The 18,959-nt window shown below is 34.6% G+C and carries 16 protein-coding genes; 1 reads left to right on the top strand and 15 read right to left on the bottom strand.

The window, feature by feature from the left end; genetic code table 11:
• Window positions 1–110: 110 nt before the first annotated feature.
• Entirely contained in the window at window positions 111–1,862 is a 1,752-nt protein-coding gene (locus tag ACSBO6_RS07020; protein WP_498844408.1) for a glycoside hydrolase family 13 protein, read from the top strand.
• A gap of 90 nt (window positions 1,863–1,952) precedes the next feature.
• Here ACSBO6_RS07020 and ACSBO6_RS07015 read toward each other — a convergent pair whose 3' ends face one another.
• The 15 genes from ACSBO6_RS07015 to ACSBO6_RS06945 all read right to left on the bottom strand — a co-directional run bounded on the left by ACSBO6_RS07015 (window position 1,953) and on the right by ACSBO6_RS06945 (window position 18,925).
• On the bottom strand, window positions 1,953–2,387 hold the full coding sequence (locus tag ACSBO6_RS07015) for a GNAT family N-acetyltransferase (protein ID WP_098846736.1): 435 nt from the start codon (window positions 2,385–2,387) through the stop codon (window positions 1,953–1,955).
• A gap of 23 nt (window positions 2,388–2,410) precedes the next feature.
• A complete protein-coding gene (locus ACSBO6_RS07010; protein WP_098846737.1) occupies window positions 2,411–4,186 on the bottom strand; it encodes an ABC transporter ATP-binding protein in 1,776 nt (591 codons plus the stop codon).
• Window positions 4,183–5,922, bottom strand: a complete 1,740-nt coding sequence (locus ACSBO6_RS07005; RefSeq protein ID WP_098846738.1) for an ABC transporter ATP-binding protein — start codon at window positions 5,920–5,922, stop codon at window positions 4,183–4,185. Before ACSBO6_RS07005 ends, ACSBO6_RS07010 begins: the two co-directional genes overlap by 4 nt.
• Before the next feature lie 429 nt (window positions 5,923–6,351).
• A complete protein-coding gene (locus ACSBO6_RS07000) occupies window positions 6,352–7,557 on the bottom strand; it encodes a YycP family beta-propeller protein (protein ID WP_098846739.1) in 1,206 nt (401 codons plus the stop codon).
• Window positions 7,558–7,613: 56 nt separating this feature from the next.
• The gene (locus tag ACSBO6_RS06995; protein WP_483295197.1) at window positions 7,614–8,024 is read right to left on the bottom strand and encodes a YiiX/YebB-like N1pC/P60 family cysteine hydrolase; all 411 of its coding nucleotides are present in this window, start codon (window positions 8,022–8,024) and stop codon (window positions 7,614–7,616) included.
• 57 nt (window positions 8,025–8,081) lie between these two features.
• Window positions 8,082–8,336: a hypothetical protein gene (locus tag ACSBO6_RS06990; protein WP_483295196.1), complete on the bottom strand. Its 255-nt coding sequence runs from the start codon at window positions 8,334–8,336 to the stop codon at window positions 8,082–8,084.
• Between the two features lie 255 nt (window positions 8,337–8,591).
• On the bottom strand, window positions 8,592–9,137 hold the full coding sequence (locus tag ACSBO6_RS06985; protein ID WP_098846740.1) for a DUF1572 family protein: 546 nt from the start codon (window positions 9,135–9,137) through the stop codon (window positions 8,592–8,594).
• Window positions 9,138–9,424: 287 nt separating this feature from the next.
• Window positions 9,425–10,063 carry an orotate phosphoribosyltransferase gene (gene pyrE / locus ACSBO6_RS06980; RefSeq protein ID WP_098846741.1) on the bottom strand — a complete coding sequence of 213 codons (639 nt, stop codon included), beginning with the start codon at window positions 10,061–10,063 and terminating at the stop codon, window positions 9,425–9,427.
• A complete protein-coding gene (gene pyrF, locus ACSBO6_RS06975; protein WP_098846742.1) occupies window positions 10,060–10,773 on the bottom strand; it encodes an orotidine-5'-phosphate decarboxylase in 714 nt (237 codons plus the stop codon). Before pyrF ends, pyrE begins: the two co-directional genes overlap by 4 nt.
• On the bottom strand, window positions 10,745–11,686 hold the full coding sequence (locus ACSBO6_RS06970) for a dihydroorotate dehydrogenase (protein ID WP_098846743.1): 942 nt from the start codon (window positions 11,684–11,686) through the stop codon (window positions 10,745–10,747). The genes pyrF and ACSBO6_RS06970 overlap by 29 nt, the downstream gene beginning before the upstream one ends.
• Window positions 11,683–12,453, bottom strand: coding sequence for a dihydroorotate dehydrogenase electron transfer subunit (locus ACSBO6_RS06965; RefSeq protein ID WP_098846744.1), 771 nt, complete (start codon window positions 12,451–12,453; stop codon window positions 11,683–11,685). Before ACSBO6_RS06965 ends, ACSBO6_RS06970 begins: the two co-directional genes overlap by 4 nt.
• Window positions 12,450–15,662: a carbamoyl-phosphate synthase large subunit gene (gene carB / locus ACSBO6_RS06960; protein WP_098846745.1), complete on the bottom strand. Its 3,213-nt coding sequence runs from the start codon at window positions 15,660–15,662 to the stop codon at window positions 12,450–12,452. The genes ACSBO6_RS06965 and carB overlap by 4 nt, the downstream gene beginning before the upstream one ends.
• On the bottom strand, window positions 15,647–16,747 hold the full coding sequence (locus ACSBO6_RS06955) for a carbamoyl phosphate synthase small subunit (RefSeq protein WP_098846746.1): 1,101 nt from the start codon (window positions 16,745–16,747) through the stop codon (window positions 15,647–15,649). Before ACSBO6_RS06955 ends, carB begins: the two co-directional genes overlap by 16 nt.
• Window positions 16,744–18,030: a dihydroorotase gene (pyrC, locus tag ACSBO6_RS06950; protein WP_498844407.1), complete on the bottom strand. Its 1,287-nt coding sequence runs from the start codon at window positions 18,028–18,030 to the stop codon at window positions 16,744–16,746. The genes ACSBO6_RS06955 and pyrC overlap by 4 nt, the downstream gene beginning before the upstream one ends.
• Window positions 18,014–18,925, bottom strand: a complete 912-nt coding sequence (locus tag ACSBO6_RS06945; RefSeq protein ID WP_498844406.1) for an aspartate carbamoyltransferase catalytic subunit — start codon at window positions 18,923–18,925, stop codon at window positions 18,014–18,016. Before ACSBO6_RS06945 ends, pyrC begins: the two co-directional genes overlap by 17 nt.
• Window positions 18,926–18,959 lie beyond the last annotated feature (34 nt).

Raw genomic sequence — 18,959 nt, 5'->3', positions numbered from 1 at the left:
AAACTGAATATTTTAAAAATAGGTTTTGAAAACAATTGACATTGAAAACGTTTAATTATACTCTTTTTTTAAGCAAACGATTGTCTAAATTACGAGATGGAGGTAGCATAATGTTAAAGCAAGCCATATATCACCGCCCTAAAAACAACTATGCATACGCTTACAATAATGAAACGCTACATATACGTTTACGTACAAGTAAAAATGACATTACTTCTGTTAATCTAATACATGGTGATCCATATGATTGGAAAGATGGGGCTTGGGTAATAAATAAAACAGAAATGAAAAAGAGTGGTAGTACTGAATTATTCGATTATTGGTTTATTGAAATAAAACCTCCTTTTCGTAGACTGCGATACGGTTTTGAGATTAGTAGTTTAGATGAAACAATTACATATACTGAAAGAGGATTTTATGATGAAATTCCAACAGACGATACAGCTTATTACTTCTGCTTTCCATTCTTAAACGAAATAGATGTATTTAAAGCACCAAGCTGGGCAAAGGAAACGGTATGGTATCAAATTTTCCCAGAGCGCTTTGCGAACAAAGACCCGTCAATCAATCCTGAAGGTGTATTAGCATGGGAAAGTGAAGAGCCTTCTTCAAACAATTTCTTCGGGGGCGATTTTGAAGGAGTTATTCATCATTTAGATCACCTTGTCGAATTAGGAATTAGTGGAATTTACTTTACACCAATTTTTAAAGCATTCTCAAATCATAAATATGACACAATAGATTATATGGAAATTGATCCACAATTTGGTACAAAAGAAACGTTTAAGAGATTAGTAGATGAGTGTCATAAAAGAAATATAAAAGTTATGTTGGATGCTGTGTTTAATCATTGTGGTTATTTCTTTGAACCATTTCAGGACGTTTTAAAAAATCAAGATAAATCAAGATACAAGGACTGGTTCCATTTAATAGAATTCCCGATTGTAACTGATCCCGTGCCTAACTATGATGCATTTGCTTTTGTACCTTCAATGCCAAAATTAAATACTGAGCATCCTGAAGTTAAATCGTATTTATTAAAGGTTGGTAAATACTGGGCCAAAGAATTTAAGATTGATGGATGGCGATTAGATGTTGCAAATGAAGTAGATCACGCATTTTGGAGAGAGTTTAGAAAAGAAATTAAATCAATCAATCCTGAACTTTATATTTTAGGAGAAATTTGGCATGATTCAATGCCCTGGCTTCTTGGCGATCAGTTTGATGCGGTAATGAATTATCCTTTTACAAATGGAGCATTAGATTTCTTTGCTAAGGATAAAATTAATGCAGAAAAATTTACGAATATTATTAGTGAAGTACTTCATTCGTATCCACAAAATATTAATGAAGTAGCTTTTAACTTACTTGGAAGTCACGATACTCCTCGTGTTTTAACAGTTTGTAACGAAAACATTGATAAATTAAAGCTTTTATACACATTTCAACTATCATTTCCAGGAGCTCCATGTATTTATTATGGAGATGAAATCGGCATGACGGGTAAACAAGACCCAGACTGTCGTAAATGTATGATTTGGGATGTAGAACGTCAAAATCGTCTACTCTTTAACTATATCCGAACATTAATAAAACTTCGAAAAAAATATAAGGCAATCGGTAATGACGGTTCATTTAACTTTATCGAAGTAAATAACGATAAAAACGTCATTGTCTATTCAAAAAAATTTGATAATGATACATTTATTTTTATCTTAAGTAATAATCCAAAAAAAATTACCATTAAAACACCTGATTTATTAGTTGGTAAAACGATCATAAATGTTCTTACAAATAAAAAAGAATCATATGATACTAAGTTTACACTTAAAAGTTTTGGGATTAAAATTTTAAAACTTTAGAATAAGAAAAGATGTCTTTGAGATCTTTTTCTATTGAAATATCAAAACTAAATCATAAAAAACCCTAAAAATAATTAGGGCTTTTTATGATTATTCAATATCTTTACTAAAAGAATAAGAAAGCTTTTTATACTCCATTTTATGTTCATAAAAACGATGCGCATTAATTCTTTGGACACCGGATTGTAGTGTAACTAATTGACAGTCATTTCTTTTTCCAAAATCAGAAATAAAATCAAGTAATTTCTTACCGTAACCATTTGAGCGTTTACTCTCATCCGTCACTAAATCATAAACAAATACATGTTTACCATTATAGAAATTTGTTATTATACTAACTCCAGCGACTGCAACCGTTACTCCTTGATCTTCTAACGCAAATAAATGATATCCTTGTTTTTGCATTTCTTCATACAAATTAAAAAACGATTCTTCGTTTAAGTGGGTACGAAGTTGTTTTAATACTTCAAAGCCTTTTCTTAACTCATCTTTTGTTTCGTAAAGCTTTATTGAAATATTAGCCATTTTAACACTCCTATTTAATTTGTTTACGATACACTAATTACATTTTCACCAGTTTCGGCTTCTCTTTTAAATAATCTTGAATAAACGCCATCTTTTTCTAATAAAGAATGATGCGTACCTTCTTCTACTACTTTACCATTTTCTAGTACAACGATTCGATCAGCAGTTAATACGGTAGATAATCGATGTGAAATTACGATGACAGATTGTTTTGATTTTCGCTGTTGAATTGCTTCATTTATTTGCAACTCTGTAATCGGATCTAAAGCGGAACTTGCTTCATCCAAAATTAGAATAGGAGAGTTTTTCACTAAAGCTCTTGCTAAAGATAATCTTTGTTTTTGACCACCAGATAATAGTGCCCCACGCTCACCAATTGATGAATCTAGCCCTTCTGGTAATGAATCTAGAAAGTCTGATAATCCACTATCTTTTAGCGCATTAATCATTTCATCGTCTGTCACCAATTCATTTCCTATACGAATATTATCTGCTAAACTACCATTTCTTAACTGGACATCTTGTGAAACAAATGAGATGGAATCTCTAATCCATTTTGCATTTGCTTTTTCAATTGGTAATCCATCTATTTCTATTATTCCATCATTTAACGGATAGAAACCTAATAATAAATCTACAATTGTTGACTTTCCAGCACCACTTGGTCCTACTACAGCAACCGCTTCCCCTGGTTTCACATGAAATGACAATCCATTTAACACAAATTCTTCCTTCGTTGGATACGCAAATTTAACATCTTTAAATTCAATTAACCCGTTAACCGAGGTTAATTTTTCACCTTCTTGTACTTCAAACTCTGAAACTTTTTCAGCTAACAATTTTTCAGAGCGATCTAATGCTGGACCAGTTCTACGTACTGATAGCCAGTTTCTAAGCATTCTTTGAATTTCATTAGCCGCAATCGTTACCAGTCCCCCAGCCGTATACATTTGTCCCGTTGTAATTTGATCATTTGAAATTAGTAAAACACTTATAAAATAGACAGCTGCTAAAGCAAATCCATTATAGCTACCAATTACGACAATTGATTGCATTCTTGCTTTTAATTCGATGATTGATTCCTTCATAAATGATTTACGGATATCGGCAACACTTTGAATTTCATAATCCGTTGCCCCTAGTATTCTTGAAAGTTGAATCCCTGTTACTGATTCACGTAATCTTTCTAAATACCGTGACGCTTCATTTCTAGCTTTAGCTGAAGCAATTCTAGTACGAGCTCCTACTTTATTAGAAGTTAAGTAAAATAAAACACCTAAAACAACACTAGTAATCATTAAATACGGATTAATCCAAAGTAAGACAATACTATAGATAAATACGCCTTGTACAGAAGCCATAAAAGTAGAGCCTTCCCATGCTAAAAAATTATGCAGTGTATCTGGATCATCAGATACTCGTGCTAATAATTCACCAGATTTTGATTGATGAAAGTATGAATAAGGTAAAATTTGCAAGTGCTTAAATAAACGTAATTTTTGCCAGTTTGTAACGGATTTAGCAATATGATGACAAAAATACTCATCAATGACCATTAAAATTAAATCAAGAATTGCAGCAATAACAAGCAACCACATTAATCCCCATAATAATGCATTGTCATGATTTGGGAGTATATGATCAATTAACCAACCCGTTCCGAGTGTTGGTATTAATGCTGCACAAACTTGACTTAAAGCAATTACAAATGAATCTGCAAATACCCATTTTTTATGAGGCTTGAGAAAATTTATGACTCTTTTTCCATCGCCTATTTTTTTAGTATTTTTCTGCATCATACAGCACTCTCCTTTTCTAGTTCACTGTATTGAGCCATATATAGTTGATAGTACTGACCTTTCAATGATAATAATTCTTCATGAGTGCCTTGTTCAGCAATACGACCTTTATCTAATAACAAAATACAATCAGCATCTTTAACAGTTACAAGTCGATGGGCGATCGTAATGGTTGTACGACCTGGTATTAACTTTTCAAGTGAAGATTGTACTTTTTCCTCTGTTTCTCCATCTAATGATGATGTAGCCTCATCGAAAATTAATACTGGAGGATGACGTAATATTGCTCTTGCAAGTGCTACTCGTTGTCTTTGACCACCAGATAATTTCAATCCTCTTTCACCAACAATCGTTTCAAAACCATCTTGAAGTGAATCAACTAAATCAGATAAGTCCGCAGCTTCAACTGCAAGCCCAAGTTCTTCATCAGTTGCATTCGGTTTAGCATATAGTAAATTTTGCTTTAATGTACTATTTAATAGAAATGTTTCTTGTGAAACAACACCAATATTTTGGCGTAATGATTGATAATCATGAGCTGATAAATCTTTACCATCAACAAAAATCGATCCTGATGAAGGCTGGTATAGGCCGAGTAATAACTGAATTAAAGTACTTTTTCCCCCACCGCTTGAACCAACAATCCCAATATGCTGACCTGCTTTAATTGAAAATGAAACATCTTTTAAGACTTCTTCCGTTGAATTTGGATAAGTAAATCGAATATTTTTAACTTCTAGATCACCTTTCACTACTCCAAATTTTGGTAAATCATCAGGTTGTTCTGCTGGTAGGTCAAAGTACTCATATATTCTTTCAAGTGCAGGAATTGCTTGTTGAATTGTTAATGCGTTTTCAGCTAACGAGCGAACAGGCATAAACATTGTCGGAATAAAACCTAGAACAGCAATTAACGTACCAACTGAAATTTCATGTTGCCAGATCGAATATCCACCAATTAACATAATGACCCCTGGTGCACCATTATTAAACACATTTCCTAAACGCCAATTAACCTTCCCAATTAAAGCCAAACGAATGGCAAATCTTTTCCATACAGACAGCTTATCTTCTAATTTTTTATTTTCTTTATCCTGTGTTTGAAACGTTCGCACTAAACGAACAGATTCGATACTTTCTTGAGTGTGATTATATAAATCAGCACTCATATCACGAGCTATAGCGCCCATTATTCTTACTTTTTTACCAATTAAAAAAGAAGGAACTAAATAAATCGCAAATACAATAAGCATGACTACAGCAGCTGGCCAATATAAAGGAAACACCGCTATAAATGCTGCAATTGCCGCAATTACTTGTTGAATAAAACGGGGTATAACTGTATTATTCAAGTTTTGAACAGACTCTACATCATGTGTTAGCCGATATAACATATCCCCTCGTGGTGTTGTCGAAAAAAACGTCATCGGTGCTTTTTGAAGCTTTGTAAAAGCACGTAATTGCATATCTGTAATGACATCTAAACCAATTTTCACTTGAATAAATTCTTGTAATGATTCAAAACCAACCTTAAATAAGAATGAAAGCATAATCCCTAAAATTAAATAAAAAATCATTTTCGAATCAGGACCACCAACAATCTCATCGACCAATTTACCAGTCAAAATCGGCGGAATAATCGCAAATGCGCCAGCAATTAATGAACATGCAAAAGCAATCAAAAATACTTTCCAATACGGTTTAAAATGCTTAACTGTTTCGATTAAAATTTTCATCTATTGCCATCCCCCTAACCTGTAACATTTTACAATATTTTCGAACTATTTTCACTATTAAAATTTTTACCAGGATTAAAGTAATTGTATAAATGGATTTTCCGAGATATTTTTTCTATTTATGTTGAATAAAAAATCCCGAAAGTTCCTCATTATCCCTTTAACCAATCTCAAGATATATTCTAATCTTTCAATTAATCGATTTCTTCATTATATTGATTGAATTTTTTTACACGATTTGACTGAATAAGCATAAAAAAATCTACAACATTAGTCGTAGATTTTAAGAAGTAGCTATCTATATTTACAAGCTATAAGTATCGTCCCTGCCCCAAATAAAATACAAAATTGGCGCTAATATTGAGGGTAGATAATATTTTATTATATTGGGTGATTTTGCAGAGAAATTCATCAGCAGTTTGATCAATATCAATGTAATATTTTAAAATCGTATGCATGAACGGATTTCCCTTTTACTGATGACAATATTTCCTCTACTCCTTTCATTTGAACTACATTTGTTTTTTTGCCAGTTTCCAGAGAATATTGCTCAATATAATATTTAACTTTCTTTTTTGAATCATACCTTACAACAAACATTGAATCATTTTTGAAATATGTTTGCTCTCCATAGCGATATGGCCCTTTTCGTGGATTTTCAATTGTAAATTTCTTTTTCACTAGATTACTAGTAGTGTCCATTGTGTAAACTTCACCTAATCCATTTGCAAAGAAAAGCTCTTTTCCATAAAGATAAATCGAATCATCTGGACTGTAAGGAATTGTTGCGGTCAATTGATTGCTGGTTTTATTTTTATAGGAAACAAGAGTGATTAAATCTTGCTTTAATGTTTTCTTATTAATTCGCAATAGTACTTCATTCTCATCTTTCAAATTCTCTTGTTTACTTTCCCCAAGTACCATGTAGTAATAATTTTCATCACTAATAATCTGTGAACTAGGACCGTAGCTGTCATAACCAGATCGTTTTTTTAGCTCGGTTAAATCTTTTATTTTTAGTTTGTTGTCGTCGAAACTAACTTTCCGTAAATGACGAGTATTTTTCTCAATATCTTCTGTTAAAATTAGTATTTCATTTTTATCTACACCTGATGTAGAAATATAATGGGGTATATTTCCTTTTTTAAATCCTTTCTCATTTCCATATAATACATTTGAAGCATAACCATTTTTTACAAAACCTGAATTAAAAATAGTAAAATAGAGATTTAGATTTTTTAAATATCCCGTTTGTTCTCCCGTATGTTGATACTTCATTTTAACTTCTTTATATTTATTCCCAATTAATCGTAGCGTTTCTTTATCTTCTAATAAAAGGCCAGTTTCACCTACCCCAACACTACCAAGTTCTAATCCTTTCATTTTATAACCTCTAGCTACACCGTCATTATCAACAAAGATCACAATACTAATCCCTCTATCATCCATATCTTGGTCCGCTGTAGAAGAATAATATAAGACGGCTTGTTTATCATCTAAAAAGTTATTCTTTCGAATGGTCTCCTCTTTTAGGATAAATGGAGAAACTCTAATCTTATTAACAATAAAATAACAACTGTAAATAACAAGTAAGGAAGCTAGAAATAGTATGATATATTTATACTTTCTTTTCATTTTTTTCTCCTAAACTTTACTAAAAGGCAATAAATCAAACTGTTCAACTTAAAATTTTATATTTTACGGACTAGCGTTGTATCTTTCGAATCACGAATATCTCTTGGATATACACCATTTCCTTTGTCTTTATCTAAATCTAAATCTGCTTTTAACTTATATGCAGACCATACTAACTTTGCACAATTTTTAGCACCATAATGATCTGTTTTACGGTTCGTTGCAAAATTGTAAGTGTAATCATCTTTACCAACTCGACTGTATGCCCAGTCGGCAGCTGCATTTCGTTTTGCAGTTGTAGTATTAACGGATTTTACTTGTGCATTTCCTTTGTCTACTAGTCTGTTTTTGTAATTTAGTTTACGAACTCCCACTTTTGGTACAGATTCAACTACAGTTTCAGTATTATAATACATCCCTACATGTCCATGATTTAAATAAGCAGTTTGTGATGCAGTATAGTAAATCTGGCCTTTTACTCCTTTTCCAACAGAAACAGTACCACCACTGCCCCCTCTAGCTTTTCAATTTTCTGATAACCCCTGAGTTTCGTTTTGTTTAAGCTCACTAAAAAGTTGTTCCAATATAATTTCTTGCGTATCACCAGTGTTTTCAGAAATGGATTCTACGTCTTTTAACAATTCTTTTTCTGTAACATCTGGTTGTAAGGCTAAAATTTCTTTTACATAAGGTAAATCGTTTGTGTTAGCATAACTAATAGGTGTGATAGAAAGGACTAAACTTGCAGATAAGACACTTACTCCAATTAATTTTTTCATTTTACCGTCTCCTTTTACAAATTATTTTATATTTGTAATAGAGAGTGATATGTGAAGTATACTAATTTCTCTGTCGAATCATTTATCACAATTCTATACAAGAATATTATACAAGGAAAAGTTTACCAAAATTCACTTAATTTAAGACTCTTTTGTGACACTTCTTATTTTTCGAAAATCCTTAAAATCGGCTATTTGAGTCAAGTTTGCTTCACAGCTATCAAAGTCTACTTCCTTGATAAAAAAATCTACGTCCTAAGTCGTAGATTTTTTTGATTCATTCAGTTTGTATTCTAAAAATTCTTGAGATTTTCCTTTTGGGATACTCAAACTCTTAAATTCCTTATTTTTTATTAGCTTAGCAATATAAACAATTTGACCAATGTGATTTCCGTAATGACTGATTTGTCTTTGTATTGCTTGTAAAACGGTATGATCTTCTCCACGTATTTTAATCGTTTTTAACGCATCTTCTTCTTGTAGACTTTCTAGCGTGTTAAATACGACATTCCATCCTTTATTCCAATCTGCTAATAATTCATCCTTTGATTCGTATTTTCCTTCAAACTCAACATCACGATTTCGCCATGGTTTTTCGCCATCTGTCGTGAGAAAATCCGTCCATCTAGACATCATATTGCCGCTTAAATGCTTTACAATGATGGATATACTATTGGATTCACTAGAAGGTTTGATGTGTAACTCGTCATTATTTAGTTGATCCATCGAACAATCACCAAGCTTTTTTATCCCTTTGAATTCCTTTAAACTATTCGAAAGAAAATGTTTTCCGATTGACATTCATACCCCTCCAATTTTTTAATGTCCTTCAATCAATTGTATGAATAGTTCACAAACTTATTAATTCATTATCTAGTAATTTGTTTTTAGAAACTTTAAGGTGAAGGGGCTATTCATTTCTTATGCTTCCTAAAATCTTTTTAGATGATATATATTTTCGATTTTACTGTGTTTAATTGTGATTCTCCTTATATTTAATTGCCATTTTTCGTATTTTTATTGCGTCAATCATTTTTTTCTCCACAAAAAAAGATGACTCAAAAAAGTCATCTTTCCTACTCTAAGTATTAAACTTCAACAGTCATCCAACTAGCATCTTGTGGATTTTTTCTCCATGCAGTTAGTTTTGCTACGTGTTCTGCTTCGATTGAACCTTGTTCTTTTGCTACTTCAACTAGTGTGTCATAGTCTGTTAGAGAATAGTATGTTACGTCATTTGCACTAAACTTCTCTACTGCTGCTGGTAGATTGTATGTGAAGATTGAGACTACTCCTAGTACTTCGCAGCCTGCTTCGCGTAATGCTTCAACACATGTGATTACGCTGCCGCCAGTAGAGATTAAATCTTCTACTACAACTACTTTTTGTCCGGTTTTAATTGGTCCTTCGATTTGGTTTCCTTTGCCGTGGCCTTTTGCAGAGCTACGTACATAAACCATTGGTAATTCCATTAAATCACTCGTCCAAGCTGCGTGTGGAATTCCAGCAGTTGCAGTTCCTGCGATTACATCTACATTACCAAATTTAGTTTGAATTAATTCCACTAAGCCTTTAGCAATATTTTTACGAATTTCTGGATAGCCAAGAGTTAGGCGATTATCACAATAAATTGGAGATTTGATTCCTGATGCCCAAGTAAATGGAGTTTCAGGTTGAAGGCTTACTGCCCCAATGCTTAATAAATTTGCTGCGATATTTTTTTTCATATTGTTACGCCCTCCCATTGTGCTATTACTTCTTCATATGCTTCTACTGGATTTTCGCTTTTTGTAATACTGCGCCCTACTACAATATAGCTACTTCCTAATTGTCTAGCTTTCGCTGGAGTTGTTACTCGTACTTGATCATCAACACTATTGTCTGCTAAGCGAATTCCTGGGGTTACTGTAAGGAAGTTCTCACCTTCAACAGCTGCTTGAACTAACTCTACATCAAGTGGAGAGCAAACTACACCGTCAAGTCCGCTTTCTTCTGTTATCGCAGCATATAGTTTAATCGAATCTTGTAAAGAAGAAATTCCTTGTTCATGAATTACTTGTTCTTCTGATGTGCTAGTCAGTTGTGTTACAGCTATAAGTAATGGTCTTTTTTTACCAGCTGGAGTGCCTTCTTCTAGCCCTTCTAATGCTGCCTTCATCATTTTCGTACCACCAGCTGCATGTACATTAACCATGTCTACTTCTAGAGATGCGATATTTTTCATTGCATGTTTTACTGTATTTGGAATATCATGAAGTTTCAAGTCTAAGAAGATTTGATGTCCTAATTCTTTTAATTCCTTTATAATCGCTGGACCCTCTTTGTAAAATAGCTCCATCCCTACCTTTACATATAGAGACTTCTGAAATTTTTTTACAAAATTCATTACTTCATCTTTTGATGAAAAATCAAGCGCGATGACCACTTGTGATGACATGTTGTTTCCAGCTCCTTCCGATACATTCTTCAATTGATTGATATCCATACTTGTGTAGCACTTCTGGTAGTTCATTTATGATTGTTGGACAAACAAATGGATCAACGAAGTTTGCCGTACCTACACCGATTGCACTTGCTCCTGCTAGGAAAAATTCTAGTGCATCTTCAGCATTCATAACCCCACCCATTCCGATAATTGGGATGTTTACTACTTGGCTTACATCATGGATCATTCGAATCGCGACTGGTTTAATAGCAGGACCTGATAACCCACCAGTTTTATTAGCTAAAATTGGTTTACCTGTTCTTAAATCTAGTCTCATCCCTAGTAATGTATTGATCATTGTTAAACCATCTGCTCCAGCATTTTCAATTGCTTTTGCGATTTCAACAATATTCGTTACATTCGGTGATAATTTTACGTATAGCGGAACTTCGCTTACTTCTTTAACTTTCTTCGTTACTTCCGCTGCTGTTGCAGCATCCGTTCCAAATGCAATCCCACCACATTTTACATTTGGACAAGAAATGTTTAATTCTAATGCTTTTACATTACTTACTTTTGAAATTTCTTTTGCGACTGTTACATAGTCTTCAATAGTTGAACCAGCAATATTTGCAACGATTGGTACATCATAATTTGATAACCATTTTAATTCACCATCAATTACTTTTTCTAAACCAGGATTTTGTAGTCCAATCGCATTTAACATGCCCGCCTGAGTTTCAGCAACGCGAGGTGTTTCATTTCCGTACCTCGTTTCAACTGTTGTTGCTTTTATCATAATCGCTCCAAGAATACTTAGATCGTAAAGATTTGCAAACTCTCTACCAAATCCAAAGCAACCAGAAGCTGGCATAATAGGATTTTTTAAATCTAAGCCAGGGAGTTTTGTTTGTAATGAAATCATAGTACTACCTCCTCAGCTTGGAATACTGGTCCATCGCTACAAATTTTTCGATATGACCCGTCTTCAGTATGGCATACACATGCAAAACACGCTCCGATTCCACAGCCCATTCGTTCTTCAAGTGATATATAGCCATCCTTCATCCCTTTATATTGCTGTTGTAAAGCCTTTAACATCACAGTTGGACCACATGCAAAGTATTGATCAAATTGAAGTTCTTTTTCACGAATTACATCTGTTACGAAACCTTTCGTGCCTAACGTTCCATCTACTGTTGCCATAAAAGTTGGTCCTAATTCTGAAAATTCTTTTTCATAAAAAGCTACGTTACTTGATGCAAATCCTAACACATGGATGACATTTACACCACGAGCTTTAAATTGCTTCGAAAGTTCATACATTGGAGGTACTCCTATTCCACCACCAACTAGTAGTGCTGTATTACCTTCTGAAAGAGTTTCAATATCATAACCTTGACCTAGAGGACCTAATACATCAACTTGTTGTCCAACGCTTGCTTCTTTTAAAAGCTTAGTTCCTTCACCCTCTGCGCGGAATATCATCGTGAACTCACTTTTCTCTTTGTCGATCGAACATATACTGATTGGTCTTCTTAATAGTGGTGTTAGTCCACCAGTCACTTTTATATGGACAAACTGCCCAGGAGAGTGCATCTCCTGAACTAGTTCACCTTTTAATGTCATTTCGACAATTTGATGGGCAATTTCTCTGTTTGAGACAATTGTCATGAGTTCTTTTTTTATCATACTAATACGCCAGCCTTCATTTCTTTGTTTGGTAGTGCAGTAGTTGAGAATGTTAAACTTTCAATTACTGATAAGATTGCAGTTGCTGTATCTAGTGAAGTTAAGCAAACTACTCCGTTTTCAACTGATTCACGACGAATTCTGAATCCATCACGAGCTGGTTTTTTACCTTTTGTTAACGTATTGATAACAAACTGTGCATCTCCACGCTTGATCATATCTAGCATATTGTTTTCATGCTCGTTAATTTTGTTTACCCCTTTTACAGGTACACCGTGGTTTTCTAAATGATTTTTAGTTCCTTCTGTACCAAATACAGTAAATCCGATTTCATGGAAGCGTTTTGCGATATCTACTACTTCTTCTTTATCTTTATCAGCTACTGTAATGATTACTGAACCGTGTGTTGGGATTTGCATTCCAGCAGCGATTAGTGCTTTGTATAATGCTTTTTGAAGACTTACATCTTTACCCATTACTTCTCCAGTTGATTTCATTTCAGGGCCTAATGTTATATCCACTGAGCGTAGTTTAGCAAATGAGAACACTGGTGCTTTTACATATACTTCATTACCTTCTGGATGGTAGCCAGTTGCATATCCGAATGAAGCTAATGTTTGACCAAGAATCACTTTTGTTGCGATATTCGCCATTGGTACATTCGTAATTTTACTTAAGAATGGTACTGTACGGCTTGATCTTGGGTTTACTTCAAGCACGAAGACTTCATCTTTATCTGTTACAACAAACTGGATGTTCAGTAATCCTTTGATATTTAAGCCTTTTGCTAATTTGATTGTATAGTCGATTAATTTTTGCTTCGCAGCTTCTGATACATTTTGTGTAGGATATACTGCGATTGAATCTCCTGAGTGAACTCCAGCTCGTTCGATATGCTCCATAATACCTGGGATGTACACATCGATTCCATCAGAGATTGCATCAACCTCAATTTCTTTACCAGTTAAGTAACGGTCGACTAATACTGGGTGTTCTGGATTGATTTTCACTGCATTTTCCATGTAGTGAAGAATTTCTTCACGACGGTAGACAATCTCCATCGCACGTCCACCTAGTACATATGATGGTCTTACTAATACTGGATAACCAATTTCATCAGCAATATTAGCTGCTTCTTCCGGTGTCATTGCTGTTTTACCTAGAGGTTGTGGTACTCCTAATTGTTGAAGTGCTTCTTCAAACTTGTCGCGGTCTTCAGCACGATCTAAATCCTCAAGTGATGTTCCAAGAATTTTCACACCACGTTCTACTAATTTGCTTGCAAGGTTAATGGCTGTTTGACCACCGAATTGAACAACTACTCCCATCGGTTTTTCTAAATCGATGATGTGCATTACGTCTTCTATTGTTAATGGTTCAAAGTACAGTTTGTCTGAGATACTGAAATCAGTTGAAACTGTTTCTGGGTTGTTGTTTATAATGATTGCTTCGTATCCAGCTTCTTTAATAGCTCTTACACAGTGTACTGTTGCGTAATCAAACTCGATCCCTTGACCGATTCGAATTGGACCAGAGCCAAGAACTATTACGCTCTTCTTATCTGTTACAATTGATTCATTTTCGATTTCGTATGTTCCGTAGAAGTATGGTGTTGTTGATTCAAACTCTGCTGAACATGTATCAACCATTTTATATACTGGAATGATTTGATTTTGTTTTCTAAATTCGTATATTTCTTTATTTGTAGCATTCCATTGTGATGCGATGTAATCATCACTGAAGCCCATCTTCTTAGCTTTTAAAAGTACATCTAGTTCAAAATGGTTATCTTTAATTTGTTTTTCCATTTTTATGATGTTTTCAATTTTGTGTAGGAAGAAAAAGTCAATTTTTGTAATGTCATGAATTTCTTCTAACGTCATACCTGTTCTCATTGCTTCAGCAACGATGTAAAGTCTTTCATCGTCAGCTTTTGCCATGCGAGTAATCATTTCGTCTTTCGTTAGTTCTTTTACTGCATTAAGCTCGATGTGACTGATACCTAATTCTAGAGAGCGAACTGCTTTTAATAATGACTCTTCAAGTGTTCTACCGATTGCCATTACTTCTCCAGTTGCTTTCATTTGAGTTCCTAACTGACGGTTTGCCGTTTCAAACTTATCAAATGGCCAGCGAGGAATTTTTGATACGATATAGTCTAATGCTGGCTCGAAGCAAGCATAAGTTTTCTTTGTAACTGGGTTAATCATTTCATCTAATGTTAAGCCTACTGCGATTTTTGCTGCTAGTTTTGCAATTGGATAGCCTGTAGCTTTTGAAGCAAGGGCACTTGAACGTGATACACGTGGATTAACTTCGATTACATAGTATTGGAAGCTATCTGGATCTAGAGCAAGCTGTACGTTACATCCACCTTCAATTCCTAGAGCACGAATGATTTTTAATGATACATTTCGTAGCATTTGATATTCACGGTCACTTAGCGTTTGTGAAGGAGCGATTACAATTGAATCTCCTGTGTGAACCCCAACTGGATCGATGTTTTCCATGTTACATACTACAATCGCATGGTCATTTGCATCACGCATTACTTCATATTCGATTTCTTTAAATCCAGCAATACTTTTCTCTAATAAACATTGTGTTACTGGACTATTTTTTAAACCGCTTGCTACGATTTCATTTAAATCTTCTTCATTGTAGCAAATTCCTCCACCAGTACCGCCTAGTGTAAAGGCTGGTCTTACGATGATTGGATAACCGATTTTTTCTACAAAGTCGTACGCTTCTTCTAAAGTATGGATGATTTCACTTTCTGGTACTGGCTCGTTTAAATCGTTCATTAATGTTCTGAATAAGTCGCGGTCTTCTGCACGATTAATTGCTTCTAGTGTCGTACCTAAAATTTTTACTCCGCACTCTTTTAACACACCAGATTCATCTAGTGCTACCGCTAAGTTAAGTCCTGTTTGACCACCTAATGTTGGTAAAAGTGCATCTGGGCGTTCTTTACGAATGATTCGGCTAACGAAGTCTACTGTAAGTGGTTCGATGTATACTTTATCAGCTGTTTGTACATCTGTCATAATTGTTGCAGGGTTTGAGTTTACAAGAATTACTTTGTATCCTTCTTCTTTCAATGCCTGACAAGCCTGTGTTCCAGCATAGTCAAATTCTGCTGCTTGACCGATTACGATTGGTCCTGATCCGATTACTAAGATTGTTTCAATGTCTACGCGTTTTGGCATTGTAAGTTCCCCTCTCTTTTCTGTGCTTCCATCATGCTAATAAAATCATCAAATAAATAGTTTGCATCTTCTGGTCCAGGTGATGCTTCTGGGTGGTATTGTACTGTGAATGCTGGGTAAATCTTATGTTTAAGACCTTCTACTGTTCCATCATTTAGTGCAACATGTGTTACTTCTAAATCAGTTCCTTCAATTGATTCCATTTCTACAGCATAACCATGGTTTTGTGAAGTGATTGCTACTTTTCCTGTTTCTAAATGTTTAACTGGATGGTTTGCACCACGGTGACCGAATTTAAGCTTTGAAGTATTCCCGCCATTTGCTAGAGCAAATAATTGGTGGCCTAAACAAATTCCGAATAATGGTACTTTGCCTACTACTTCTTTAATCATTTCGATTGCTACTTGGACATCTTTTGGATCTCCAGGTCCGTTACTTAACATAATTCCATCTGGAGCAAGTAAGAAAATTTCTTTTGCTGAAATATTATATGGAACGACTGTAACGTCACATTTACGGTTTGTTAATTCTCTTAAAATACCGTGCTTCATACCAAAATCTACTAACACTACTCGGTGTCCTCTACCTGGACTTCTATAAGGTTTTTTTGTTGAAACTCGTTCAACATGGTTTGTAAATAGTGGTGTATTTGTTAATTCTGCAACTACTTCATCTACATTTGCTTCCATGCTGCAGAATTTACCTTTCATTGTTCCAACTTCACGAAGCTTTTTCGTTAACATACGTGTATCAATTCCTGCTAAACCTGGAATGCCTTTATCTTTGCAATATTGATCTAAGCTCATTTTGTTTCGGAAATTTGATGGATGCTCAGCATATTCTTTTACAATTAAGCCATGTACTGCTGGCACGATGCTTTCGAAATCCTCTAAGTTGATACCATAGTTCCCAACTAAAGGGAAAGTGAATGTTACGATTTGTCCACAGTATGATGGGTCAGTTAATACCTCTTGATATCCTGTCATACCTGTTGTAAATACGATTTCTCCTGTTGTTTCAACTTCGCTACCAAATCCTTCTCCTACAAAAACTGTTCCGTCTTCTAATATTAATTGACGCATCATACTGTTAGTTCCTCTCTTTCATATACTAATTCGCCATTTACCATTGTCATTACTGGCCAACCTTTACAGTTCCAACCATTAAATGGTGTGTTTCTACCTTTTGAAAGGAATGTATTTGAATCGATTGCTTCTTCTAAATCTAAGTCGATTACAGTTAGGTCTGCTACCGCTCCAACTTCAATTTTCCCTCTGTTTAAGTTAAAAACTTCAGCAGGTTTAGTTGTTAAAAAGTTTATTACTTGTTGTAAAGTCATTTTACCTGTTTCGACAAAATGAGTGTTTAATAATGGAAATGCTGTTTCTAGCCCTACAATTCCAAATGGTGCTAATTGCATTCCTTGAGACTTTTCCTCTTCTGTATGAGGTGCATGATCTGTTGCAATCATGTCGATTGTTCCATCAAGTAATCCTTCAATTAATGCTTCTCGATCGACTGCACTTCTTAATGGAGGATTCATCTTAAAGTTTGTGTCTAAGCCTGGGATATCATCTTCACAAAGAATTAAATGGTGTGGAGAAACCTCTGCTGTTACATTAATTCCAGCACGTTTAGCATCGCGTACCACTCTTACTGATTCTTTCGTACTGATATGGCAAACATGATAGTGACAACCTGTAGCTTCAGCTAAAAGCACATCTCGAGCTATTTGAACACTCTCACAAATTGAAGGAATTCCATTTAAACCATTTTCTTTTGAAAACTTACCTTCGTGGACACAACCTTTTTGAATCAGTGTGTTTTCTTCACAGTGTGCAACGATTGATACATTTAGTTCAGCTGCTTTTTGCATTGCTTTATACATCATTTCAGCTGATTGAACTCCTACACCATCATCTGTGAATGCAAAAGCTCCATTTTCTTTTAAGCCTTCAAAGTCTGTTTGCTCTTCTCCAGCTTGTCGTATTGTTATTGATGCATATGGTAATACGTTTACGACTGCTGTTTCTTCTATTTTTTTATTCAATGCGCTTAAGTGCTCGATTGTATCTGGTACCGGTCGAGTGTTTGGCATTGCAGCAATTGTAGTAAATCCTCCTCTTGCTGCTGCCTTTGTACCTGTTTCGATTGTCTCTTTATGTTCACCGCCTGGCTCACGAAGATGCACATGAACATCTATTAACCCTGGTGATAGCAATTTGCCGTCTAATTCAATTTGTTTTGCATCTTCATCAACGATTCTTTCAGCAATTACTGAGATTTTTCCATTAACTACTAATACGTCTCGACTTAGAAGTTCACCATTTTCTTGTAAGATGACACCGTTTTTAAACAAGTACTTCATTTTTCATCTCTCCCCATACTGTTGGTAAGGCTCTTTTTAATACAGCCATTCGTACAAATACTCCGTTTTCCATTTGCTTAAAGATTCTTGATTGCTTGCATTCAACTAATTCACTTGCAATTTCAACATCTCGATTAAATGGAGCTGGATGCATGATAATGCTTGTAGATTTCATTTTTTTTGCCCTTTCAACTGTTAGGCCATGCTTTTGTAAATAATTTTCCATTATATGATTTGTCTCTTCGTCGTGTCGTTCATGCTGTACTCTCAATAGCATCATGACATCAACTTCTTCGACTAATTCATCTAAATTTTTATATGTTCCATAAGTATTTTTATCGTCTTTCCATTCATTAGGACTTGCGAAGAATACTTCTGCGCCTAATCTAGTTAGTGCTTCAGCATTAGAGCGTGCAACTCTTGAGTGTCTTAAATCTCCAACAATTGCTACTTTTAACCCTTCGAAGCTTCCAAATTCTTGCCTGATCGTAAGTAAGTCAAGTAAGCATTGTGTTGGGTGATTTCCACATCCATCGCCGGCATTCAGGATTGGCATTCCTGCATCTTTTATTTCTTGAAAATATTCGTCTTGTGTATGACGGATTACGACTGCTTCAACTCCAATTGCTTGAAGGGTTTTAACTGTATCATATAAAGTTTCACCTTTTTGAATACTTGAGCTTTCAACTGCTAAATTTATTACGTCAAGTCCAAGTTTCTTTTGAGCTACTTCAAAGCTAAAGCGAGTTCTCGTACTATTTTCAAAAAATAAATTTGCAACAAATGTCTGACGTTTCGGGCTACTTTTTTCTCCATTTGCAAAGTTTTGTGCTTCGTTAAGCAAATCTTGAATTTCTTCAATTGTTAAATCAGACATGGTTAATAAATGATTCATCCGTCATCCCCCTAAATGAATTTCATCTGTTTTA

This window comes from Bacillus sp. AL-1R, assembly GCF_052180195.1.
Taxonomy (GTDB): Bacteria; Bacillota; Bacilli; order Bacillales; family Bacillaceae_G; genus Gottfriedia.
The sequence above is the reverse complement of the archived record's forward strand: the minus strand, read 5'-3'. Positions and strand labels throughout refer to the sequence as shown.